At 57.6% G+C, this 23282-nt stretch carries 23 protein-coding genes; 1 reads left to right on the top strand and 22 read right to left on the bottom strand.

Features of this window, described 5'->3' with window-relative positions; genetic code table 11:
- Window positions 1–19 precede the first annotated feature (19 nt).
- The 6 genes from VGM18_08545 to VGM18_08520 all read right to left on the bottom strand — a co-directional run bounded on the left by VGM18_08545 (window position 20) and on the right by VGM18_08520 (window position 5414).
- On the bottom strand, window positions 20–643 hold the full coding sequence (locus tag VGM18_08545; protein HEY3973038.1) for a choice-of-anchor D domain-containing protein: 624 nt from the start codon (window positions 641–643) through the stop codon (window positions 20–22).
- Window positions 644–695: 52 nt separating this feature from the next.
- Window positions 696–1871, bottom strand: coding sequence for a choice-of-anchor tandem repeat GloVer-containing protein (locus tag VGM18_08540; protein ID HEY3973037.1), 1176 nt, complete (start codon window positions 1869–1871; stop codon window positions 696–698).
- Window positions 1872–2021: 150 nt separating this feature from the next.
- Window positions 2022–2972, bottom strand: coding sequence for an SDR family oxidoreductase (locus tag VGM18_08535; GenBank protein ID HEY3973036.1), 951 nt, complete (start codon window positions 2970–2972; stop codon window positions 2022–2024).
- A 127-nt stretch (window positions 2973–3099) separates the two neighbouring features.
- The gene (locus VGM18_08530; GenBank protein HEY3973035.1) at window positions 3100–3738 is read right to left on the bottom strand and encodes a PilZ domain-containing protein; all 639 of its coding nucleotides are present in this window, start codon (window positions 3736–3738) and stop codon (window positions 3100–3102) included.
- 189 nt (window positions 3739–3927) lie between these two features.
- Window positions 3928–4542: a ribosome biogenesis GTP-binding protein YihA/YsxC gene (gene yihA, locus VGM18_08525; GenBank protein ID HEY3973034.1), complete on the bottom strand. Its 615-nt coding sequence runs from the start codon at window positions 4540–4542 to the stop codon at window positions 3928–3930.
- Window positions 4543–4664: 122 nt separating this feature from the next.
- On the bottom strand, window positions 4665–5414 hold the full coding sequence (locus tag VGM18_08520; GenBank protein ID HEY3973033.1) for an SDR family oxidoreductase: 750 nt from the start codon (window positions 5412–5414) through the stop codon (window positions 4665–4667).
- A 171-nt stretch (window positions 5415–5585) separates the two neighbouring features.
- Between VGM18_08520 and VGM18_08515 the strand changes: the two genes are divergently transcribed.
- Window positions 5586–5912: a metalloregulator ArsR/SmtB family transcription factor gene (locus VGM18_08515; protein HEY3973032.1), complete on the top strand. Its 327-nt coding sequence runs from the start codon at window positions 5586–5588 to the stop codon at window positions 5910–5912.
- Window positions 5913–5937: 25 nt separating this feature from the next.
- On the opposite strand, the gene VGM18_08510 is transcribed toward VGM18_08515, so the two are convergent.
- The 16 genes from VGM18_08510 to VGM18_08435 form a co-directional block, all read right to left on the bottom strand.
- The gene (locus tag VGM18_08510; GenBank protein HEY3973031.1) at window positions 5938–7110 is read right to left on the bottom strand and encodes a 2'-deoxycytidine 5'-triphosphate deaminase; all 1173 of its coding nucleotides are present in this window, start codon (window positions 7108–7110) and stop codon (window positions 5938–5940) included.
- Window positions 7111–7138: 28 nt separating this feature from the next.
- Window positions 7139–7318 (bottom strand): hypothetical protein, encoded by a 180-nt coding sequence (locus VGM18_08505; GenBank protein ID HEY3973030.1) that lies wholly within the window; start codon window positions 7316–7318, stop codon window positions 7139–7141.
- Complete coding sequence (lon, locus tag VGM18_08500; protein HEY3973029.1) at window positions 7315–9681, bottom strand: endopeptidase La; 2367 nt, start codon at window positions 9679–9681, stop codon at window positions 7315–7317. The genes VGM18_08505 and lon overlap by 4 nt, the downstream gene beginning before the upstream one ends.
- 225 nt (window positions 9682–9906) lie before the next feature.
- Window positions 9907–11187 carry an ATP-dependent Clp protease ATP-binding subunit ClpX gene (gene clpX / locus VGM18_08495; protein HEY3973028.1) on the bottom strand — a complete coding sequence of 427 codons (1281 nt, stop codon included), beginning with the start codon at window positions 11185–11187 and terminating at the stop codon, window positions 9907–9909.
- Window positions 11188–11339: 152 nt separating this feature from the next.
- On the bottom strand, window positions 11340–11936 hold the full coding sequence (locus VGM18_08490; protein HEY3973027.1) for an ATP-dependent Clp protease proteolytic subunit: 597 nt from the start codon (window positions 11934–11936) through the stop codon (window positions 11340–11342).
- Between the two features lie 117 nt (window positions 11937–12053).
- The gene (gene tig / locus VGM18_08485) at window positions 12054–13514 is read right to left on the bottom strand and encodes a trigger factor (GenBank protein ID HEY3973026.1); all 1461 of its coding nucleotides are present in this window, start codon (window positions 13512–13514) and stop codon (window positions 12054–12056) included.
- Between the two features lie 260 nt (window positions 13515–13774).
- Window positions 13775–15097: a choice-of-anchor tandem repeat GloVer-containing protein gene (locus VGM18_08480; GenBank protein HEY3973025.1), complete on the bottom strand. Its 1323-nt coding sequence runs from the start codon at window positions 15095–15097 to the stop codon at window positions 13775–13777.
- A gap of 164 nt (window positions 15098–15261) precedes the next feature.
- On the bottom strand, window positions 15262–16188 hold the full coding sequence (locus VGM18_08475; GenBank protein HEY3973024.1) for a tetratricopeptide repeat protein: 927 nt from the start codon (window positions 16186–16188) through the stop codon (window positions 15262–15264).
- Entirely contained in the window at window positions 16185–16961 is a 777-nt protein-coding gene (locus tag VGM18_08470) for an ABC transporter permease (protein HEY3973023.1), read from the bottom strand. Before VGM18_08470 ends, VGM18_08475 begins: the two co-directional genes overlap by 4 nt.
- Entirely contained in the window at window positions 16958–17941 is a 984-nt protein-coding gene (locus tag VGM18_08465) for an ABC transporter ATP-binding protein (protein ID HEY3973022.1), read from the bottom strand. Before VGM18_08465 ends, VGM18_08470 begins: the two co-directional genes overlap by 4 nt.
- A gap of 242 nt (window positions 17942–18183) precedes the next feature.
- A complete protein-coding gene (locus VGM18_08460) occupies window positions 18184–18705 on the bottom strand; it encodes a prepilin-type N-terminal cleavage/methylation domain-containing protein (GenBank protein ID HEY3973021.1) in 522 nt (173 codons plus the stop codon).
- A gap of 320 nt (window positions 18706–19025) precedes the next feature.
- Complete coding sequence (locus VGM18_08455) at window positions 19026–19547, bottom strand: prepilin-type N-terminal cleavage/methylation domain-containing protein (GenBank protein HEY3973020.1); 522 nt, start codon at window positions 19545–19547, stop codon at window positions 19026–19028.
- 382 nt (window positions 19548–19929) lie between these two features.
- Window positions 19930–20451, bottom strand: coding sequence for a prepilin-type N-terminal cleavage/methylation domain-containing protein (locus tag VGM18_08450; protein HEY3973019.1), 522 nt, complete (start codon window positions 20449–20451; stop codon window positions 19930–19932).
- A gap of 101 nt (window positions 20452–20552) precedes the next feature.
- Entirely contained in the window at window positions 20553–20702 is a 150-nt protein-coding gene (locus VGM18_08445) for a hypothetical protein (GenBank protein ID HEY3973018.1), read from the bottom strand.
- A 191-nt stretch (window positions 20703–20893) separates the two neighbouring features.
- Window positions 20894–21415, bottom strand: coding sequence for a prepilin-type N-terminal cleavage/methylation domain-containing protein (locus VGM18_08440; protein HEY3973017.1), 522 nt, complete (start codon window positions 21413–21415; stop codon window positions 20894–20896).
- Window positions 21416–21870: 455 nt separating this feature from the next.
- Window positions 21871–23157: a choice-of-anchor tandem repeat GloVer-containing protein gene (locus VGM18_08435; GenBank protein ID HEY3973016.1), complete on the bottom strand. Its 1287-nt coding sequence runs from the start codon at window positions 23155–23157 to the stop codon at window positions 21871–21873.
- Window positions 23158–23282: the final 125 nt, after the last annotated feature.

The following is a 23282-nucleotide window of genomic DNA, read 5'->3' as shown; positions in this document are numbered from 1 at the left end:
TCCCGGCGCTCGCCGAGCGCTAGTCCCCGGTGCCCGTGAGGCTTACTGTCTGCGGGCTATTGTCAGCGCTGTCGTTCACGCTCAGGGTACCGGTTGCGATGCCGGTTGTCGTCGGCGAGAAGGTCACGCTGATTGTGCAGCTTGCTTTGGTCGCCAGCGTCGTGCCACAGGTCGAAGTGGAGACAGCGAATGGTGCCGCTGCCGAATACGAAATCCCCGTCAACGTTGTGGGCAGGTTGTTTTTTAACGTCACGTTCTTGGCCGCGCTGGTCGTGCCGACTTTTTGCTTTGCAAATGTCAGGCTGCTGGGCGTCAGAGTCGTCTGCACGATGCCGGTGCCAGAAAGCGGCACTGTCTGAGGACTACCTGGAGCGTTGTCGGAAACGCTGAACGCGCCATTTACGGCTCCCAAAGCCGTGGGTGTGAATGTGATGCTGACCTTGCAACTCTTACCTCCCGAACCCAACGTAGCGCCGCAGTTGTTGGCTGAAATCGCGAATGGCGGGTTGACCGCGAAATTGGTGAAATCAAGAACAACGTCGCCGGTAGCGGTGTTTTTGATCGTCACTGACTTCGCCGCAGAGGTGGTGTCGACCGCTTGACTTCCGAAGCTCAGTGAAGCCGGCGTAAACGTGGGCGCCACGGCAACGTTGGGCGACCAGTTGAAAACTATGCCACAGCCTTGCGCAGGGCAGTTAGTCCCCCCCCCAATACGTTGTCCCATAAAATGAGCCGTCGCTGGCTTGCACGATGCCCACCGGCTCATTGCCGTCCGTGCAGGCGCTCTGCGTGCAAAAATGGAAAAGCGTGCTCAACACACCGCCGGGCGTGAGTTGGAACAATGTTCCGCAGCCGTCAGGACAATAGTTTCTCGTTAGGGCTCCGCCCGTCTGGGTCGTTCCATAGAAGTTGCCATCGCGGCCCTGTATCAGATAAGAACCATAGCCGTTACCGTCGGCGCAGTTGGCACTAGAACAGAAATTGTGGAGCGTCTTAAGAGTGCCGGATGGCGTGAGCTGAAAGACCGTACCGCGATTCTGGGTACCGCCCGAGTTCGTTGTGCCGTACAGGTTGCCGTTCGTCGCCTGTATCAACCCCGCGGGATATTGGCCATCGACGCAGTTAGCAAGAGAGCAGAACCTATAAAGAGTGGTTAGGGTGCCTGAGGGCGTGATTTGGAAAACTGTACCATCGGAATTTGTGGCGCCTTGGCCGGTCGCACCGTAGAAGTTTCCGTCGCTGCCCTCCACCAACGTAAGTGGGCCACTGCCGTCAGCACAGTTAGTAAGAGAGCAGAAGTTGTAAATCGTGGTCAGGACGCCTGAGGGCGTGATTTGGAAGACAGTGCCCGAGGAGTGCTGGCCGGTGCCTCCTGCTGCGGTCACCCCATAGAAGTTGCCGTTGCTGCCCTGCAGCACCACTCCTGGGCCGGAGCCGTCGGCGCAGTTAGCCAGAGAGCAGAAGTTATAAAGGACGCTCACGACACCTGCGGACGTGATTTCGAAGAACGTTCCACCGTTTGAGTCCCCGCCTCCTGGGTCCGTGCCATAGACGTTCCCATCGCTGCCTACGATCACGAACCCGTCGTGTTCGCAATTGGGCGGCCCCTGAATGCAGAAATCGGCGAGCGTCGTAAGGGTACCGGATGGCGTAAGCTTAAACACCGTGCCATAATCGTTGGTTCCGCCCCAATACGTCGTGCCGTATAGGGTACCGTCTGGTGCCAGTGATGGCGGGAGATAGGGGTGATAGCCCCCGGAACTGTTGAATGAAACCACAGTTTGCAGCGTTTGAGCAGGCAAGGCAGCTGCTATGGCCAGGGAAAAAGCAAGCAGCATCCCCGCAGTCCGAACTAGACCTAGCCTTTTCATAACTCATGCTCCTCCGTCGACCGTGAGTCAACGAATGCACAATGTTACGCCGAGAGCGACTACTCCTGCATTACGACTATGTGAACATTCTATGAACGAGAGTTGCCGGCTAGCGGAATCTTGCCTCGTACTATTTCTATTCTGGCGGCTCTAATCTCTTCGCCGATACCACTCCACTGTACGCCGCAGGCCTTCTTCGAAATCTACTTTGGGTTTGTAGCCGAGAGCGGCTTCGGCTTTGGAGATGTCAGCCAGCGAGTGTTTGATGTCGCCGCCGCGCTCGGGACCGTACAGGGGCTGTCCGGAATACGAGGTCAGAGGCTGCAAGAGCTTGAAGGTTTCATTGAGCGTGCAGCGGCGGCCGGTGGCGACGTTGAAGACTTGTCCGGCGGCTTGCGCTGCGGGTGCTTTGCAGGCCAGCAGATTTGCTTCGACGGCGTTGTCAATGTAAGTGAAGTCGCGGCTTTGCTCGCCGTCACCGAAAATCATGGGTTGCTCGCCGCGCAGCATTACGGCGATGAATTTCGCCAACACGCCGGAATAGGGCGACGAGGGATCCTGCCGCGGGCCGAAGATGTTGAAGTAGCGCAGGGCGACGGTCTCGAGGCCATAACATCGGTAAAAAGAAATCAGGTAGTGTTCGCTGGCCAGCTTGGCCACGGCGTAGGGAGAAATCGGATCGGGCTTCATTGCTTCATGCTTGGGAAGCGTTGGAGTATCGCCATAGGCCGAGGATGACGCGGCATAGATCACGCGCTTGACCTTGGCATCGCGCGCAGCGATGAGCACGTTGACGGTGCCATCGACGTTGGCCTGGTTGCTGCCGAGCGGATCGAGAACCGATTTGGGTACCGAAGGGATCGCGGCCTGGTGCAGCACGAAGTCCACGCCGGCGCAGGCGGCATGCATGGCGTTCAAGTCGGTGATATCGGCTTCGCGGAAGTCGATGCGATCCAGAATGTCAGTGAGATTGTCCCGCTTGCCCGTAGAAAAATTATCGACGCCGCGCACTAGTTCGCCGCGCGAAAGGAGCTCGCGCGCCAGAGACGATCCGATGAAGCCGCCGATGCCAGTGATGAGGTAGAGAGCCATGGAGCTCATGATAAATGCACAAACTTTGCGAGAAACGGACGGGATTTCAACAGGCGGTCCTACTCTGACTTGCGCCTCAAGATGACAAATCGGCAGGAGTCAACCGGCGAAAGTGGCAGGATAGGCAACAAGTGCCTTACGGCTTCAGGGCCGGACCCCGGCTGGTACGCAGGATTTTAAGGAAATCGTCGCGCATCAACAGCTGGCGGTTTTCGAAGAACTCGATGAGCGCGCGCAACGCGGCTTTAGGATCGTGAACTTCGGGCAAAGCGCCGATTGCGCCGCCAGCGGGCGGTGAAGAAGCGATTCCGGGGCCTATCGGTCCGGTAGGACGAGTTATGCCGCCGAGCATCTCCTTCAGTCGTTGACGCGTTTCTTCCGAGGGATCGATGAATGCGATCCCCATTCCAAGACACGGATAACTCACCCTCACCATTCCTTTGCTTTCGACGCGCACGCCGTTCGCTTCCAGCCGCAAGTAAAGCACTGCGCCAACAGGATAGGTGGACTGCGCTTCGATGTAATATCCGTGCAGACTGATGTCGGTGAAACGGGCCCAAGTTTGCACATCGGCGCCCTCCTCGCGCACTCCCGCGCCGCCCTCGCACTTGTAGCGCACGCTGCGGCGTTTCTCCGTGCCTGGGAACCGTCGCGGCGTCACCTTGGTCTCGGAAGTGCGTTCCCGGGCCGGCGCAGCCCCGGTCGCTTCGCCGGAGCCGGAGGATTGTTTCAGAGCTTTGAGATACGAAACGCTTCCATCGATTTCTTCAGCCATAAAAAATAGCGCTCCGATGCGGAGGCGTGGACTGCGCGATGCTTGAAAGTCATCCCCAGATGGGCCGCGGACTGAAAAAGCCTGCCGGGAAGTCTGCTGCATCTATCGGGAAAAGGCGCTGCAAAGATTAGGGCTACGATTCGACGCAGGAGCATTTGTTGGTTGAGACTTTTCTAACGTGGTGGGGTGTCAGCACGACGCTTCCGTAGCCGCTAACTGCTGGGCGACCTGCCGAATCTGTTTCCAAAGTTCGTCGCGTCCGGCGCCGGTCTTGGCGGAGTAGGGAAGCGGGCGGGCTGCGGGATATTCCTGGGTTAACGTGCGTAGGGCATTGCGCAGTTGATTATTCGAGAGGCGGTCGCTCTTGGTGGCCACGATCAGAAATTCGCGATTGGAGGCGGAGAGGAAATCCAGTAGTTGGCGATCGCTTTGCTGGGGAGGAATGTTGGCATCCACCAGCACGATGCACAGGCTGAGCGTAGGCCGATCGTTAAGATAGGGCTCTATAAACTTCGGCCACTCCTGAGAAATTTCGCGGGAAATCTTGGCGTAGCCGTAACCGGGGAGATCGGCGAAGATCAGTTCAGGATGTGGCTTTCCGGGCCAGCGAATCTCAAAAAAATTAATGCTGCGCGTGCGCCCCGGAGTGGAACTGGTGCGGGCCAGCTTAGCGCCGACGAGCGAATTGATGACACTGGACTTGCCGACGTTGGAACGGCCGAGGAAAGCGACTTCCGGCAGGGTGGGAGCAGGGAAGTGCGCGGCATCGGTGGCCGCCGCCAGGAAGCGGGAGAGAATCCTCATGCTCAAGTTTGCAATACGGGGAGAGAAATTGGCAAGGGCGCAAACGGCCGGGCTTCGCCCGGGGGCGGACGAGGCGTCCGCCCGCCTCCATCATCAGCCTTCTATAGCATAGTTCGGGCGGTTCAGATTTGACCGAGGCCTCCGTCGACGTTGATCTCGACGCCGGTGATGTACGACGCGTCCTGGGATGCCAGGAACGCCACAGCGCCTGCCACTTCCTCGGGCTGTCCAAAGCGTTTCATGGGAACCTTGGCAATCATGTCCTTGGCGAATGCTTCGATCGCTTCTTTCGGAAGGCCGGTTTTGTCGAAGATGGGCGTGACGATCGGCCCGGGAGCCACGGCATTGACGCGAATGCCACGTCCGGCCAGCTCGGCCGCCGCCGTCCGCGCCAGAGAGCGCAGTGCCGCCTTGGTGGCCGCATAGGCGCTCGCACCCTCGGTGCCTTTTTGATCGGCCACGCTGGTATTGAGAATGATGGACGCGCCATCATTCAGCAGAGGCAGCGCTTTCTGAATGGTGAAGTACGCTCCCTTGATGTTGATGTCGAACTGCTCGTCGTATGTGCCTTCAGAAGTTTCGGCAAAAGGAGCGAACTTTGCCACTCCCGCGTTCACAAATAACACGTCAATTCTGCCGAGCTTTTGCGAAACCTCGGCGAAGAGGGTCTGCACGTCGGCCAGGTTGGAGACATCTGCCTGCACCGCGAGCACGCCGTTTCCGATTGTTTTCACCGCTTCATCCAGAGTTTTGCGGCTTCGGCCAGAGATGGCTACCCTGGCGCCTTCTTCCTGAAGACGCTTGGCCGTTGCCAGTCCGATGCCGCTGTTTCCGCCCGTCACTACCGCTACCTTGCCCGTAAGTCTGGCCATGTCCGGCCTCCTTATTCGATGAATTTAACTGCCTGTGTCCCGGCAATTAGACAGTTAGATGACCATCGAAATAATAAGTCGCAAGCTTTTCAGGAGTTCTTTTGCACAGGAGTAATGCGTTGCTGGCGACAGGGCTGAGGGTTCGTTACGTTAAACTAGTCATAGGTAATCATGGACCGTTCGGACGTTGAGAAAATATCGAAGGCCTTGTCCGATGCGACGCGGCTCAGGATACTGGAGGCCATTTCCGCGTCCCCAGAGATGACTTGCGGCCAGATCGTCTCGATGCACGGGGTAACTCCGGCAACGGTTTCGCATCACCTGAAGATTCTGAGCGAAGCCCAGTTGATTTCCTGCCGCCGGAGCGGGCAGTTCGTCTATAGCGAGGCTATCCCGGAAACGATCGCGGAGTATACGCTTGCCGTCTTGAAGATTGGTCATGGGAAGATCGGGCGTGGGAAGATCGGACTTGATAAGAAGAAAGCACTCCGCCGCTGAATCCTGAGTTGCGAAAGTGCCCGTCCTAACGGCGGAATTGTTTGCTTAGCGTGAGCGCCTGCTGTTGATACGACGATCCGATATTCGTGCCATAGATTTTGTCTGGCCGTTTCAGCAGGGGCATGTAGTTCAGCCGTCCGACCAGCTGGCCATGCTCCATGAGGAAGGGAACTTCGTGAGCCCGAACCTCAAGCACAGCGCGGGTTCCCTTGATGTCACTGGAACCGTAGCCGAAGCCGGGATCGAAGAATCCGGCATAGTGAATGCGAAATTCGCCATCGGACGGATCGAAGGGAACCATCTCGGCCGCGAATTCCGGCGGAACTCGTACTCTTTCGCGGGAAGCGAGAATGTAGAAGTCGCCGGGCTCGAGAATCAGATTTTTGCTGCTGTTCTGATGTCGCACTTCCCAAAACTCTTCCGTCGAATAGTGGTTAATGCGGTCCAGTTCAATCACGGGAGCATACCGCTTCGCCTTGTAGGCAATGATTTCGCCAGCTTCTGCGGCTTCCAGATTGACCGTGATTCTCAGGCCGCGGTGCAGCCGCACTTTGGCCGGATTTTCTTCATTCATGTAGACCAGCGGTTCTTCGTGGTCCAGTTCTCTGATGGTACGGTCGCCGGCGACCGGACTGCCTTTCACAAATCGCAACTGGCTCAGTCGCATCCCGGCTCGAACCGCAACGGTGAATGTGCGCGACACCACTTCGGCGTACAGCTTTCCTTTATATCCCGGCGGCACGGAGTCAAATTCAGTGCCGTAGTCGGTGATGAGGCGCGTGAAAATGTCGAGGCGGCCGGTGGTGCTCTTGGGATTGGCCTTGCCCGAAATGTTTTCAGGCAGATTCAGCTCTTCGACGAGAGGAACGATATAAACGCAATCCTTTTCGAAAACCGGCGCGCCTGTGAGGTCAACTCGCGTCATGCGCAGTTCTTTGATCTTGGCCTCGACCGTGCTATTCGGTCCGGGAAGAAAGCTCGCGCGGACGCGGTGCGCCATGTTTCCGAGCCGCAAATCCAGACTTGCCGGCTGGACGTGCTCCGGGTTGATTGCCGGAGTGGCGATCACGTTACCCGCAGCGATCAGGCCGCTGATTTCCTGCGAAGGAAGGATCCCTGTGGTCCGGGCTTGGCCCGATTCCGTGGGCAGTTCGGGGCCATTTTCAAACGTAATCTGACTTTGATTGGGGCTGGACATCTTAAGAATTCCCTGTGCTTTCGCGTGCTCAGAATGTTAGCAAAGTTCCGCGAATCGTGGGCAAATTGTAATAAATCGTGGTGACATCCTGAGCGAAGCCGTACTTCAGGCGGTGCGAAGAGCCTGCCCTGAGCGAAGTCGAAGGGATCTCCCGCTCAACCGGCCCGGCGCGAAAGCCAAACCCTACCACTACCAGATATTGGCTCACTGATGCGCCGCGGGGCTCTCAACAGTTTCGGTAGTCAAAGGAGCAATAGGCTGCGTGGTGTCCTCGTCCAGTTTCGGCAACGGAGATTCCAGAGCAATCTGGAGCACCTGGTCCATGGTGTCGACGAAATGCAGCTTCATAGCGGTACGAAGATTTTCCGGGACCTCGGCTACATCTTTCTCGTTGTCCTTGGGAAGGATGACTTCGAATAATCCGGCGCGGTGAGCGGCGAGTAGTTTTTCTTTAAGGCCGCCGATGGGCAGGACTTTGCCGCGCAGCGTAATTTCCCCGGTCATAGCCAAGTCGCGGCGTACGGGAATTTTGCTGAGCGCGCTCGAAATTGCGGTTGCGATGGTGATGCCTGCCGATGGCCCGTCTTTGGGAATCGCGCCTTCGGGGACGTGTACGTGCAGATCGAGGTTTCGGTAGAAGTCGCGGTTCAGCCCGAGCCGCTGGGCGCGCGAACGGACGTACGACATCGCGGCCTGCGCCGATTCCTGCATCACGTCGCCCAGTTTTCCGGTCAGCGTGAGTTTGCCTTTGCCGTCGACCACGCTGGCCTCGGTGCTGAGAATCGAGCCGCCGACTTCGGTCCAGGCCAGCCCGGTGACCAGGCCGATTTCGGATTTTTCGTGAGCCAGCGTGTCGCGGAATTTGATTACGCCCAGGAAGTCATTGACGTTTTCGCCGGTGATGACGATGGTGTAGTCCTCGCCCTCTTTGACCACTTTACGCGCGACCTTGCGGCAGACGTTGCCGATTTCGCGCTCCAGATTGCGTACGCCCGCTTCGCGCGTGTAAGACCGGATGAGTCCGGTGATGGCTTCGTCGGTGAACTTGATGTTCTTCTCCGATAGTCCGGCGGCGAGCATTTGTTTCTTGACCAGGAACTGCTTGGCGATCTCAACTTTTTCCTGTTCGGTGTAGCCATGCAGGCGCAGAACTTCCATGCGGTCCTGTAAGGCGGGGGGAATGGTATGCATCACGTTGGCGGTGGCCACGAAGAAGACCTGCGACAGATCGTATTCCACGTCGAGGTAGTGATCGACGAACATGAAATTCTGTTCCGGGTCGAGCACTTCGAGCAGCGCCGCGGATGGATCGCCGCGGAAGTCCATCGACATCTTGTCTACTTCATCGAGCATGAAGACCGGGTTCTTGGTGCCGGCCTTCTTCATCATCTGAATGATCTGGCCGGGCAGAGCGCCGATGTAGGTGCGGCGATGGCCACGAATTTCGGCTTCGTCACGCACGCCGCCCAGCGACATGCGGACGAACTTGCGGCCGGTGGCCTTGGCAATCGACATTCCCAGAGAAGTTTTTCCGACGCCCGGAGGTCCGACGAAACAAAGGATAGACCCCTTGGGATTTTTCACCAACTGCCGCACGGCGAGAAATTCCAGGATGCGCTCTTTAATCTTTTCGAGGCCGTAATGATCTTCGTTGAGGACTTTTTCCGCACGGGAAATGTTGCGGATTTCTTTGGAGCGCTTCTTCCACGGCACGGCCAGCAGCCAGTCAAGATAGTTTCGTGACACCGTCGACTCCGCCGACATGGGCGGCATGGCTTCCAGCTTTTTTAGTTCTTGAAGAGCCTTGTCTTTGACATCTTTCGGCATGCCTGCGGCTTCGATCTTCTTCTTCAGTTCGTCGAACTCGCTCTTTTCGCCGCGGCCGAGTTCTTTCTGGATGGCCTTGATTTTCTCGTTGAGGTAGTACTCTTTTTGCGCCTTCTCCATCTGGCGCTTCACGCGCGACTGGATGGTGCGGTCGACGTTGAGCTTTTCGATTTCGATGTCGAGCACATCGGCGATGCGGGTGAGGCGCTCGCCCGGATCGAAAATCTCGAGCAGTTCCTGCTTTTCTTCAATCGACAGTTGCAGGTTGGCGGAGATGACGTCGGTGAGCTTGGCCGGATCTTCCATGCGCACGGCGGAAATCATGGTCTCGTAGTTCAGCGCCTGGCATAACTTCACGTATTGCTCGAACAGCGAAGTCACGCGCTGCATGCTGGCTTCGAGCGTGGGGTTGGCCTCGGTGGCGTAGCGCGCCACGCGCACCGTCGCCTGCATGAAGCCTTCGTTATCAACCACTTGCAAAATCTTGCCGCGCTCCACGCCCTCGACCAGAACTTTAATGTTGCCGTCGGGCAGCTTCAGGCTCTGCACGATGTTGACGATGGTGCCAACCTGGTAAATCTCAGTGGCCTTGGGTTCGTCGATGGAGGCGTCATGCTGGGTGGCGAGGAAAATTTTCTTGTCGGCGGCCAGCGCCTCTTCCAGGGCTCGTACGCTCGATTCGCGGCCCACCACGAACGGCGTCATCATAAAGGGAAAGATGACCACGTCCCGGATGGGCATCATGGGCAGCTTTCTGGATTCGAACTTTTCCTTGGATGTGGTCACTGAGTCTCCCTGGGTGAAAGAGAACTGCTAAATGCTAAAAGAGCGATGCAAGCCTACATGCCCGATTCTACGCCGGAATCGGGTCGTTCGTCGCTAGTCGTTTTCCTTAGGCCGTTCGGCCTCTATCATCGGCCATGGAATCGGGAGGGCCAATGACCAATGACGAACGACCACCGACGGTTCCTACCCTGCCTTTTCCATTACCGGAGTGAAGGAAGCACTGCGCTTTTCCACCATTTCCCGCGTGACTTCAAATTCCTTTAACTTCTTCTGGCTAGGCAGGTTAAACATCAGGTCGAGCATGAGTTCTTCGAGAATCATGCGCAGCCCCCGCGCTCCTACCTTGCGCGCCATCGCCTGGCGGGCGATCGCCCGCAGGGCTTCGTCGTTAAATTTCAGGCGGACGTTCTCGAACTCGAACAGCCGCTGATATTGCTTCACGATGGCATTCTTCGGCCGGGTCAGGATTTCGATCAGCGCGAATTCGTCGAGATCTTCCAGCATGCCGACGACGGGCAGGCGGCCGACAAATTCAGGAATCAGGCCGAACTTGATCAGGTCTTCGGGCTGAATCTCAGTCAGCAGTTCTTGGGTACGCTTTTTCGAGTTGATCGAATCGTCTTTGTCGGCATCTTCGCCACTGCGGAAGCCGAGCGATTTCTTGCCGATTCTGCGGGAAATGATCTTGTCGAGGCCGACGAAGGCTCCGCCGCAGATGAAAAGAATGTTCGTAGTATCGACAGGCGTGAATTCCTGGTGCGGATGCTTACGTCCGCCCTGCGGCGGAACGTTAGCGATCGTGCCTTCCAGAATCTTCAACAAAGCCTGCTGGACGCCCTCGCCGGAAACGTCGCGGGTGATGGAGGGATTCTCGTCCTTGCGGCCGATCTTGTCGACTTCATCGATGTAGATGATGCCGGTCTGGGTGCGGCTGACGTCGCCGTCGGCGGCTTGGAGCAGCTTCAAAATAATATTTTCGACGTCTTCGCCCACGTAACCAGCCTCGGTGAGCGTAGTGGCGTCGACGATGGCAAAGGGCACATCGAGCATGCGAGCCAAAGTCTGCGCCAGCAAAGTCTTACCGGTGCCGGTCGGGCCGATCAGCATGATGTTCGACTTCGAAAGTTCGATGCCGTCGCCGGTCTTCTGGCGGTTCATGAAGATGCGCTTGTAGTGGTTGTAAACCGCGACCGCCAGTTTTTTCTTCGTCTGCTCCTGCCCGATGACATATTCGTCGAGGAAGGTCTTCACTTCCTGCGGTTTGGGCAACTGGTTGGGCGTGCTGCTGGCGGGAGTGGCAGTGCGATCGTCTTCCAGAATGGAATTGCAGACCGCAACGCACTCATCGCAAATATAGGCGCGGGGATAATCGCTGGGCGACGAGATTAGTTTGGCAACGGCGTCCTGCGACTTGTGGCAGAACGAACAGCGAAGAATCTCGTCGGAGCCCGACTTGGTTTTCACTCGGCTCTACTCCTTGGTCGTCCGTCCGGTACCATCCATCGGCGGTTTGACCGGGTATGTCCGGACCCAACTCTGTTACTTTTGGTCCGTCCCGCCTTCCCGCTTTTTTCGCTGCCGACCACTGAGCAGCTAGGGTCAGGCGCGAAGGCAGATCATACAGCTTTTACTGTCTTGTAGATGATATCGTCTATGATTCCATATTCCTTAGCCTGCTGCGCGTTCATGATGAAGTCGCGCTCGACATCCTTTTCCACCTTGTCCAGTTTTTGCCCGCTGTGCTTGGAGAGTAACTGGTTCGTTATCTCGCGCATACGCAGGATTTCCCGGGCGTGGATGTCAATGTCGGTGGCTTGTCCCGACAAACCTCCCATCGAGGGCTGATGTATTAATATCCTCGAATTCGGCAGCGCCAGCCTTTTTTTCGCTTCCCCTGATGCCAAAAGTAACGCCGCCATCGAGGCCGCCTGCCCCACACACAGCGTCATCACGTCGTTCTTTACGTATTGCATGGTGTCATAAATCGCCATGCCGGCCGTAATGGAGCCGCCCGGAGAGTTGATGTAAAGCTGGATGTCTTTCTCCGGATCCTCCTGAGCCAGAAACAACATTTGAGCGATCACCAGGTTGGCGATGTTGTCGTCAATCGGCGTGCCGATGAAGATAATGTTGTCGCGCAGCAGCCGGGAATAAATATCGTAGGCGCGTTCGCCCCGCCCAGTCTGCTCGATGACCATCGGTACCAGCATCATGTGTGGATCGTTTGGCTTCATATTCCCCTTGTTACGCTCATCCTGCCACACTCCGCCCCAACCTAACGCCTGTCTCGCATGGGGAGGATCGAAAGTGGTCCGCGTCTTTTTCTGGTGTTACGCGGACTGGCGATATAGAAAATCGAGGGTCTTTTCGCTGCGGATTCTGTTTCGGATTCTATCGAGGCCACCCTCTTGTGTCAAACGAGCGCGAACCGCTTCCGGAGTCTGTTTCGACTGCTGCGCGAGAGCTTGAATTTCGCGATTCACTTCGTCCTCGCCGACTTCGATTTTTTCCAGATCCGCGACCCGTTCCAGCAACAACGACGACTTCACATCCTGCACCGCCTGATCGCGCTGGCCTACACGCAGGCGCGGCAGGTCCATCTTTTTCAAGTCCTCCATCTTCATCCCTTGCGCCGCCAGGGCGCGCAGGCCGCGCTCTAGGCGAAGATCGATCTGCCGGTCGACCAGCGACTCCGGCACTTCGAAATCGTTGCGCTTCACCAGTTCGGCAACCAGCTTGTCTTTGGCTTCGCGCTCGGCGTCGTGCTGGCGTTCGTGCTGCATGTTCTGGCGAATCTGTTCGCGCACCTGATCGAGGCTGGTAAATTCTCCCAGCTCTTTGGCGAAGTCGTCGTTGAGTCCGGGCAAGTTCTTCTGCTTGATGGCCTGAATCTTTACCGTGTAGACGAAAGTCTTGCCCGCGAGGCGCTTATCGCTGACATCTTCGGCATAGACGACTTCGAATTGACGTTCATCTCCGGCATTGGCACCGCGCAGATTTTCTGTGAACTCCGGCACGGTGTTCTTGCCGCCGATTTCGATCAGGACTTCGTCCATGTGTACGGGGTTAGCGTCGCCGGGCTGGGGACTGCCAACATCCAACTTCGGCTTGCCATCCATCGACGCCTGCGCGAAGTCGCCGTCGGCCAGCGGACGGCCTTCGATGGAAGTGAAAGTCGCGTGCTGCTCGCGCACGTTGTTCAGCGCCGCTTCGACTTCTTCGTCGGTTACGACAATCTCAGGATGGTCGGCCCGCAGTTCTTTGTAGCCTTCGACCGGGATCTCCGGCAGGATTTCGAATTTCGCCTTGAAGCGCAGCGGTTCCCCGTCATGAATGTGCAAGTCGGTGACCTGCGGCTGCGAGACGGGAATCAAGCCCTGCTTCTCGGCCTCTCTACGGAAATATTTCGGGACCAGCGCCTCGACCACATCGCTGTTCAGGTCTTCCTTGAAGCGCTGTTTGATGATCGACGCGGGCACGTGCCCAGCCCGAAACCCCGGCAGCCGCGCCACTTTCTGATACTTCTGGATAATCACTCCAAGTTCGCGAGCGACTTCGTCGGCCGGGATTTCAACCGAAATCTCGCGCTTGACGCCGTCTTGCTTGGCATCTTGGGGGGCCTCTTTCTTGGCCTCGTTCTTGGGGTCGCTCTTCACTCGGTCCTTGGCCTCGTCCTTCGCGTCGTCTTTCCTGGATTCGTCGGATTTTCCTGCTTTTTTCACGGCGGCTTCATTCACACCTGATTCATTCGCGGCGTCTTTCTTCGCGCCGACTGTTTCTGTGGGACTCACGTTTTCCCTTTCGACGTTCCGGTGCTCTGGCTGGAACCTGTCCGCGCTCCTCGAACAAGAGAGAACGGACCGTTTTCACACAACGTTAATGCTGAGTGTAAAGACTCAGGGAGAGCAGCGTCAAACGGGGAAATCGTGGTTGGCCGTTAGTCGTCGCTCATCGGCCCATTAAAGGAATCCGCAGAGACGTAGCAAGCTACGTCTCTGCGGATCTTTAATAGATTGCTTCAGGTCGGGCGCCGGAGCGCCCCGCTGCTGATCTACGGAGTCAACTCAAACACGACTCCGGAACCAGTCAGGTTGCCGCCGCCCGCTGTCGTTCCGAGCAGGTCGCCCGAGGCGTCAAAAATCACCGGGGCCCAGGGGCCGAGGCCATGGGCAACATCAGCATCGAACGTATGCACGATAGTTTCGTGCCAGGCGCCGCTGGAGTCGGGTGCGAGTTTGAACACCACCCCGTGAGACCACCGCCCGCCGGCATAAGTCGTGCCATAAAGATCGCCGCCGTGCAGAGCGCCGTGCAAAGCCCCATGCAAAATAAGACCAGCAACGGGATTCGCTCCGGCAGCGCCGCCGTTACCGCTGGCGCCGGGCGGGAAGGTGATGAGCACAGTTTCCGTCCATCCGCCCGAGGAGTTCGGGGACAGCCGGTAGACCACACCGCAGCCCCAACTTCCGCAGCCGGTCAAGTCGCCACCGCGCTGAGTCGTGCCGTAGAGATTGCCCGCCGCGTCAAAAAGCAGAGCGCCAACGGGGAAGGCCCCATCTGTCTGGTTGAAGGTGTGAAGAATAATCTCCGTCCATTCGCCGGAAGCGGTTGGCGAGAGCTCGTACACGGCGCTTCCCCCGGCGCCATATAAATTGCCCGCAGCATCCAGAATTAGGCCGCCGAGGGAACCGCCGTCGCTGGGGCCAGTGAAGCTGTATAGCACGGTGAAGGTCCAACCGCCGCCCGGGGCGGGCGAGAGCCGGAAGACGTTCCCATATCCGTACGCTCCGAAGTTAGGAGTTGTACCGTAGAGATTTCCGGCGGCATCCAGCGTCACCTTGCCGTATGGTTCTCCGCCGTCCGCCTGATTCTGGAAGGCATAGATCACCGTTTCTTTCCATTCACTAGTGGCCGTGGGGCTCACCTCGAACACGGTACCGGCACCCGAGCCGCCAGCAGACGTGGTACCGAAAAGATTCCCAGCTCCATCAATGGCGAGTCCATCTTGCGGTTGGCCGCCGTCGCTTCCGTCGGTGAAGCGGTGGAGGACCGTTTCCTGCCAGGCGCCGGTCGAAGTTTTAGAAAGCTTAAACACCGTGCCGCATCCGGTACGATAATCACAAAAACTATTCGTGCCGCCCGCCATGGTTACTCCGTACAAGTTGCCTGATGAGTCGATCACCATGTTGCCGACCGGCGTGGATCCATCAGCGACCCCGAATTGGTGAACCACTTCGTAGGCACGTTGCGAAAAGGCTGCGGGTCCGACCAGAAGAAAAATCAGACTGAGCGCATACCGGATAATTCTGGCGGGAATGGCTCTGGTGGCGATAGCAGGTTGGCTTGGCTGAAAGGAACCGCTGGCGTTTTTCATCCGAAAATCTCCACTGACGGGAATATCCTTTCGGTCACGATTGAAAATTCCACGATCGAACATTCAAAGACGACTGGCGAAGGGGATTCGCAGGAGCCGACCGAGAGATTCTGGATTTTGCTTCTGGGGAGCCGAGGCTGTCAAGATGCAAGAACTTGCGGCGTCTAATTCTTGCTATGAAATTTCGGCGTCCCCGCCACATACCCCGGCGGCAGGCCCTGGGTGATGAAAGGGAAGTCGTCTGGATTCTGAACCTGCACTTGGCCGTCCCAGGTCAGGACGTAGGGATGTCCGTCGGGATCGACGGGGACGCCGGGGATGTGTTCGGACGCGGCCAGTTCTGCCATGCTGAAGGGAACCACGCCGGTGCGCTGCGTGTAGCGCGTCACGGCGGCTTGCAGGTTGGTGACGTCTTCGTCCACCTTGATGGCGCGCAGATGTTCGACGGCATTTTGCTTGATGTTGGCTTCGCTGCTGGATTCGTAGGTCGCGGTCCACAGCATGCGGGCGGTGGAGAAATCGCCGGCGTGCGTAGCCATCTGCGCGGCCATGATCTTCATGAAGGGATGCGCGTTGGGAACCTTCGAGCCGCGCTCGAAGGTCGCGGCGGCCTTGGCGTAGTCCTGAAGTTCGGTGTAGTAGACGAAGCCGAGATCGTAGTAGAGCCGCCAGTTGTCGGGATTGTGCTCGATGCCATATTCCATTAACTGAATGGCGCGCGCCGGTTCGCCCGCGCCGTCGGGAGGCCGGGGCGCCAGAAAACTCGCGCCAAACTCGTAGGCCGGAATCAGGTGCGGATCGAGCGTGGTGGTGATCTCGAGCAGGGGCGCAAGCTGGTTATAACTTTTCGCGCGTGTGAAGTGGCGGTGCCCGAAGTATTGCACGGTGCGCGTCCAGTAGATGCAAGCCATCAGGCCGTCGAAGCCCAGGCTGGCGTGTTTGATCATCTTGGGCGAGTCGATATAGAGCGTGTCCTCTAAGGTGGCTTGCGGTCGGATGCGGTCGATGTTGTGGAGCAGCAGAACGCTGGCGCTCATCGACACGGCCAGGCAGGTGGCCGCGATCACAGTGGTGCGCCCCGCAGAAGTCATTTCAAATTCCTGCGCTCGAAGATCAGCACTGCGCCGCTCAGAGCCATCCCCGCATAGAACAGGGCATAGAGCGAGTTCTGCAATATGAGTTGTCCGCTCACCGATTCTTGGTGCGCCACGGTGCTGATCACATTGAGCGCCGAAAAATTCGGCACCAGATAAGCCGCGCCCGTGGCGATCCAACGCGTCATGCCGTGGGTGAGCGCGGCGAATCCGCGCAGGTCGTCGGCAAAGCAGCCAATCACGAACAAGGAAAATGCGAACACCGCCGAGAGCAGTGGCGACGAGAACGACGAAAACAGCAAGGCCAGCGAACAGATAATCAGAAATTCCAGCACGATGAAATAGAGCGCCACCAGGATCAGGGCGTCCGGTCTGGAAAATTTGTGCGCCACATAAAGCAGCGCGCCGAATACTCCGACGGCCATGAAGAATGTGTTCACTACCAACGTTCCGGCCAGGCCCAGGAACTTGCCGACAATGAATTCCCAGCGGCGAACTGGGCGCGAGAGCACGGTGTAAAGCGTGCGCTTCTCGATCTCTTTTGATACCAGCCCAATCCCAATGAAGATGGCGATGACCACGCCAAAAAGCGAGACCGCTGTAAGGCCGAGATTGACCACGACCAGCCGTTCGATCTCGATGGAAATCTGCCCGACAAAAATCGCGGCTCCCGAAAGCAGTAACGCAAACGCAATCAAGTTGTAGAGCACGCGATCGCGGACGGCTTCGCGGAAAGTGTTCGACGCAATGTAGCCGAGGCGCGAGATCATACGGCGGTCCCCTGCGTCTTCTCCGCGCTGGTCTTATCGACGTCAGTGTTCTCCATGTTCTCCCGCGAGGCCTGCAACTTCTCCACGAAGTAGGCTTCGAGAGAGGTGCGCAGCGGCGTAATCGCGATCAGACGGATACGCTCACGGCGCAGGCTGTCGATGGCGGCATCCTGCTGCGACTCGGGCAGAACGGCGCGGACAGTGTCACCCGTAACGTGGCAGTCTGCGCCCAGAGCTTTGAGCGAAGCCGGAATCTGCGTGCCCTGCCAAATGACCTCCACTTTGCCCTGCACGGTCCGGGTGAGGTCTTCGATGGCGCCCACGCCGCGCAATTCGCCTTTATGAATGATGGCCACGCGATCGCAGAGGGCCTCTGCATCCGACAGAATGTGCGTCGAAAAAAATACGGTCTTGCCTTCCTGCTTGAGCTGTTCCATCAGATCGCGGACTTCGCGGCGGCCCAGCGGATCCAGGCCCGACATCGGTTCATCGAAGAACACCAGCTTTGGATTGTGCAGAATGGCCTGCGCGATTCCCGCGCGCTGCAACATGCCTTTGGAAAATTTGCGCAACTGCACACCCTTCACGTCGGTCAGGCCGACGCGCAGCAGAACTTCGTCAACCCGCCGTTTGCGATCTTTTCCGGGAACGCCCGAAAGTTGTCCGTAGTAGTCGAGCAATTCATGGGCGGTCAGATAATCGTAGAAGTACGGCTGCTCGGGAAGGAAGCCGATTTGCGCCTTGATGGCGGGATCGGTCCATTCCTGGCCGAGAATGCGAGCTGTCCCGGCTGTCGGGAAGACCAGTCCCATCAGCATCTTCAGAGTGGTCGTCTTGCCCGCGCCGTTGGGCCCGAGGAAGCCGAAGATCTCGCCCGCTTCCACGGTGAGATGAAGCGGCTGCAAGGCCCGTTTCGGGCGCTTGCGCCAGAAGCCTATTTGGTAGGTCTTTTCCAGACCGAGGATTTCGATCGCGGACATATCGCCTGATGTGCCAGTTCTGCTGGTGCCAATAACAGAATCTGCCTGAAATTATTTTCCAAAATAATTATATGCAAGACAGGGCTGTAGAAAAGCACTTCCGCTGGTTACGACGGTCACGAAGCGTGACCGGCGTTATCGGCTAAGGGGTGACGTGAGACGCGGGCGAGTCTAAGGGCGGCAATTCATTCTCATCTTGATATGAGACCAAGATATGAGACCAGCCTACGAGGACAAGACTGCTACTGCGCTACCGGAAAGACATAGCAGGCTGCCTGCGTAGTCACCGGAACGTCGCCGGGGCTCGCGAGCTGGGAGCGAAGAACGCCATCGTTGGTGGAGCAGTAATCGTGGTCGCCGGTGGAATGGGCCAGAACCGGCGCCGCTCCCGCTACAAATGCTGAATTGTTGACTGAGCCGGCCGGCACAAGGCCGGTAGCCAGGAATACGTAGCCGCTCTTGCCGGCGCTGCCGGGAACCGCCGCAGACAAGATACTGTCCAGCAGGCATGCGGTCGTGGACGATGGCGTGCACGGCGGCGGGCCGCCCAGGGAAGCAATGTCGGGTGAAAACCCAACCGTAGGATACGCCGTCGTATAGGTAACTTCAGAGCTCTTGATGGCGGCAAGCGAACCGACTGCGGATGCCTCGTTGGCCGCCATCCGCGCTCGCATTAGGTTGGGGATCGCAATGGCGGCGATGATCAATATGATGGCCACTACGATCAGCAACTCGATGAGTGAAAATCCCTTGGTTGAACGCATCTGGTTTCCCTTTTGTCGTCACCAACCCTCGCGGGGAGGCAATCCACATCCGGTAAGTTGCAATCTCGTTACCACTCCGGCGCGTTCTTCGGTAACCTTAGTAAACTCATTGCCCCGATGAAATCAACAGCTTAGCCGGGTGATGCCTCGACGGTAATCGTCGGTCGGCAGATGGCGACCGCTTGTAACAGAAAGTGTCAACCTCGCCTGCCGAAAAATGATCCCCGAAAATGGAGCGTCAAACCAAAGGGGCAGAGAATGGTCGCTGCCCCTGGCTTGTATCCTGGTTTACTTCCGCGAACGAAACGCCTCGGTCGTCGTTATTGGTTCAGCGGGTTGAAGGCCAGCACACCCGCTTCGGTATTGGAACAAACGCCTGCCGGATCGACGCGAATCACCGCATCTTCCTCCGCGCAGAAGCCGCGAATGCCGGTCTGATTGATCGAGAGCGGCACGCCAACGGCAACATAGCCCACGTTTACGCCTCCGACGACGGTGCCGGTTCCAGTCGTGAACTTGTATCCGCTCTTGCCGCTGCCGGCTGGGTTTCCATCGTTCGACAGCACCGAGTCGATCAGGCAACCCGTGGTCGAACTCGGTACGCAGGCCGCATTCAGGGCGCCGCCCAGGTTGGTCAGCGCCGGAGCATAGCCTACTGTCGGATAAGCCGTCTGGTATGTGATTTCGCCCGTGGTGATGGTGCGAATCGACGCGACCGCCGAGGACTCATTGGCCGCCATGCGCGCGCGCAGAAGGTTCGGAATGGCGATCGCTGCGATGATCAGGATGATTGCCACCACGATCAGAAGCTCGATCAGTGAAAAGCCCTCTTGTTTCCGCATCTCGTTTGTTCCCCCGCGCTTCTTCAATTTATGTAGATCTAATTTATGTAGATCTCGTATGACCCCGTCGTGATGATATTACACCTTGTGTGGCCAAAGGCCGCGATTGACGCCAAGTTGGGGTCATTCGATGCAAGGCCTGGTTTGCACCACGGCACAAGAAGTTTCGGTCGATTCTATTCCTTTCGGAAGCGGCATGGTGACAAATGAGGGTACTGCTTTGACAATTCATGTCGCTGTAATAGAACGCAGCTATGCGCGCCGCTTGCGTCCCGTTTTTGGCTTTTGATCGCGGCAAGCAAATAAAAAGGGGCAGCGAGCTCAAGCTCGCTGCCCCTTTTTGGCTTATACCCTCCCCGGGCATTCGCCAGATCGAACGGCATTACTGGTTGAGCGGGTTGAAGGGCAGGATGCCCGCTTCGGTGTTGGAGCAAACGCCCGCCGGATCGACGCGAATCACTGCATCTTCCTCAGCGCAGAAGGCGCGAATGCCGGTCTGGTTGATCGACAGCGGCACGGCGACAACGGTGTAGCCTACGTTTACGCCACCCACAACGGTACCCGTACCAGTGGTGAACTTGTACCCGCTCTTGCCGCTGGCGGCCGGGTTTCCGTCGTTGGAGAGCACGGAGTCAATGAGGCAAGCCGTGGTCGAGCTCGGAGTGCAAGCCGCGTTCAAAGCGCCGCCCAGGTTCGTCAGAGCCGGAGCATATCCAACTGTCGGATAGGCGGTCTGATATGTAACTTCACCGGTGGTGACGGTACGAATCGAAGCGACAGCAGACGACTCATTCGCCGCCATGCGGGCGCGCAGTAAGTTCGGAATCGCGATCGCAGCGATGATCAGGATGATGGCCACCACGATCAGCAGCTCGATCAGTGAGAAACCCTTTTGTTTACGCATCTCTAATTTTCCTCTCGTTTCTGTTTTCTAATTTTTGAAGTCTGCTGGTTATGGATGACCCAGTCGTTACGATGATTGCATTCGCGATGCCAAAGTGAACCCTACCCTCGATCAACATCTCCAAGCGTGCCAAAGCCTTTGTTTGTCGCGATACTGGATAGATTTCGGCTGGCGGCGGCCTCGCCACCGGCTTCCTTGGTTGTCAATTTGTGGCTGTATTGGGCCTGCGTGACAAATATTGACAATTTCATCGTTCAACCTCCGATCATTCAATCTGGCCTTGTTCAACCTGGCCTTGTCCAACCTGGAATTGCAGCGTGGGATCGTTCATCCTTGGCCAGAACCTCCCGGATCAGACCCAAAAGCAAAAAGGCAGCGAGCCGAAGCTCGCTGCCCTCTCAGGCTTTATACCCTCCCCGGATATTCGCCAGATCGAACGCTATTACTGGTTGAGGGGGTTGAAGGCCAGGATGGCCGCTTCGGCGTTGGAGCAAACGCCAGCCGGGTCGACGCGAACCACTGCATCTTCCTCAGCGCAGAAAGCGCGAATGCCGGTCTGGTTGATCGAGAGCGGCACAGCAACTACGGTGTAACCGGAGTTGACGCCACCCACAACCGTGCCCGTACCGGTGGTGAACGAGTATCCGCTCTTACCGCTGGCCGCCGGGTTACCGTTGTTGGACAACACGGAGTCGATCAGGCAAGCGGTGGTCGAGCTCGGAGTGCAAGCCGCGTTCAAAGCGCCGCCCAGGTTGGTCAAAGCCGGAGCGTAGCCGACCGTCGGATAGGCGGTCTGGTACGTAACTTCACCGGTGGTGACGGTACGAATGGAAGCGACAGCAGACGACTCATTGGCCGCCATGCGGGCGCGCAGTAAGTTCGGAATCGCGATAGCTGCAATGATCAGGATGATGGCCACCACGATCAGCAGCTCGATCAGTGAGAAACCCTTTTGTTTCCGCATCTCTTTTATTTTCCTCTCGTTGGTCTTTTTTTAACTGCTGGTCACGGATGACGCAGTCGTTACGATATTTGCACTTGCTTCGCCAAATTCGCTAGTTACCTTCGTTCTAAGTCCCACTTCAACAAGGGCTTTAGTTTCAGTCGAGGGGTAACTATCGGCCCAGTTCAGGCTCGGCAATTTGCGTGCCTGCTGGCAAAATTCGGCAATTTGGCTGACATTTCGTGTCAATCCCGAAACGCCATTCGCCTTTTCCATATTTGGCACGCAGCCGCTGCTCCGCTTTGCACGGACTCCTTATTGGCCTCTACCAGCGGGCTTCGTAGCAGGCGACCGCGTAGAATTTATCGACGAAGGTCGACACATCAATCGGCACATCGATCGGCAAATCAAATGGATGTCTCGCGGAATGCAGGAAAACCGCGGAGTACGCCGAGGACGCACAGGAAAGGAGAAATCTACTTCGTACGAAGTTCGAAAACCGTGCCGCCCTTATCTTCGACCGTGTAGTACACGCCGCCCTGGATGCATGCGCCGTAGATGTTGCCCGCCGGAGTCAGAACCAATCCTCCCGCAGGAAACTTTCCGTCGGTTCCGTGGCCGAAGCTGTGCAGCACGTGCTGGCTCCAGGCGCCGTTGCTGGCGCTTAATTTAAATGCCGTACCCTCCTGGTAGCCGCCACCCAGGTTCGTCAGGCCGAAGATGTCGCCCGCAGCATCGATGACCAGTCCACCCCAGGGATCGGAACCATCGCTGCTACTCGCGCCGAAGCTATAGAGGACACTTTCAGTCCATGTTCCCGCTTGCGCGGGCTTCATCTCAAAGATGGTGCCAAGATTATGCGCGCCTCCCTGAGTCGTCGCGCCATACAGGTTGCCATTCGCCAAGACGAGTGGCGCAATCGGATCCGAGCCGTCGCCGGAGCTGGGATTGAAATTGTGCAGAATCGTTTCCTGCCACGCACCGCTGGGTTGCAGCGACAACTCAAACACCGTGCCCATGTTATAGGCTCCGCCCTGCGACGTCGTGCTGTACAGGTTGCCGGAGGAATCCATCGTCAAAGACGTGTAAGGATATTTCCCGTCGCTGGTCGCGGAACCGAAACTGTAAAGAATCCTCAAACTCCACTCGCCCTTTTTCGGACTGAGTTCGAAGACGGTGCCAGTGTCGTCGCCTCCACCGAAAACCGTCGTGCCATAGACATTGCCGGCAGAATCGAGAATGACGCCGCCCAGCGGATTGTCTCCGCGATATTGCTCCTCGAAGCGATAGAGCACCGACTCGGTCCATGCGCCACCTTTGACCGCGGGAGGACGCAATTGATAGACGATGCCGCATCCGCCCTGGCAACCCGTACTTCCGCCGCCATACTCGGTCGTGCCGTAAAGATTGCCGGCGGCGTCAAACACTAAGCCGCTGGCGGGGCCCGTGCCGTCTCCGGTTTGGCCAAAACTATGCAGGATGGTCTCGCTCCAGCTCCCGTTCGCTTGGGGCGAAAGCTCAAACACCGTGCCCGCGCCGTAAGTTCCGCCGTTGGCGTGCGCTCCGCCGTTGAAGGTAGTGCCGTAAAGATTGCCCGAGGCGTCGGAAGTCACGCCGCCGTAAAGAGTGTTTCCATCCGTGCCGCTGCCGAAGTTGTGCAACGTGCCTTCCGTTTGCGCAACAGCGAGTGGGCCGCCTGAGAGGAGGGCCGCAAGCAGAGCGACGCTTATTTTCCAAACAATGCAGAATTGGTGCCGTGACATATTGGTTTCCTTGCCGAATTGCTTGTCTGGCGGCCCAAGCCGCACAGAAGCAGCGAACATCCCATTCCAGCGAGAGCGTGTCAAGATGCAGGAATTTGCAGCCTGGCTGGAATTTGCGAATTGCG

This window comes from Candidatus Sulfotelmatobacter sp. (genome assembly GCA_036500765.1).
GTDB lineage: Bacteria > Acidobacteriota > Terriglobia > Terriglobales > Acidobacteriaceae > Sulfotelmatobacter.
Note: the sequence above shows the minus strand (reverse complement) of the source record. Positions and strands in the feature narration are given on the sequence as shown.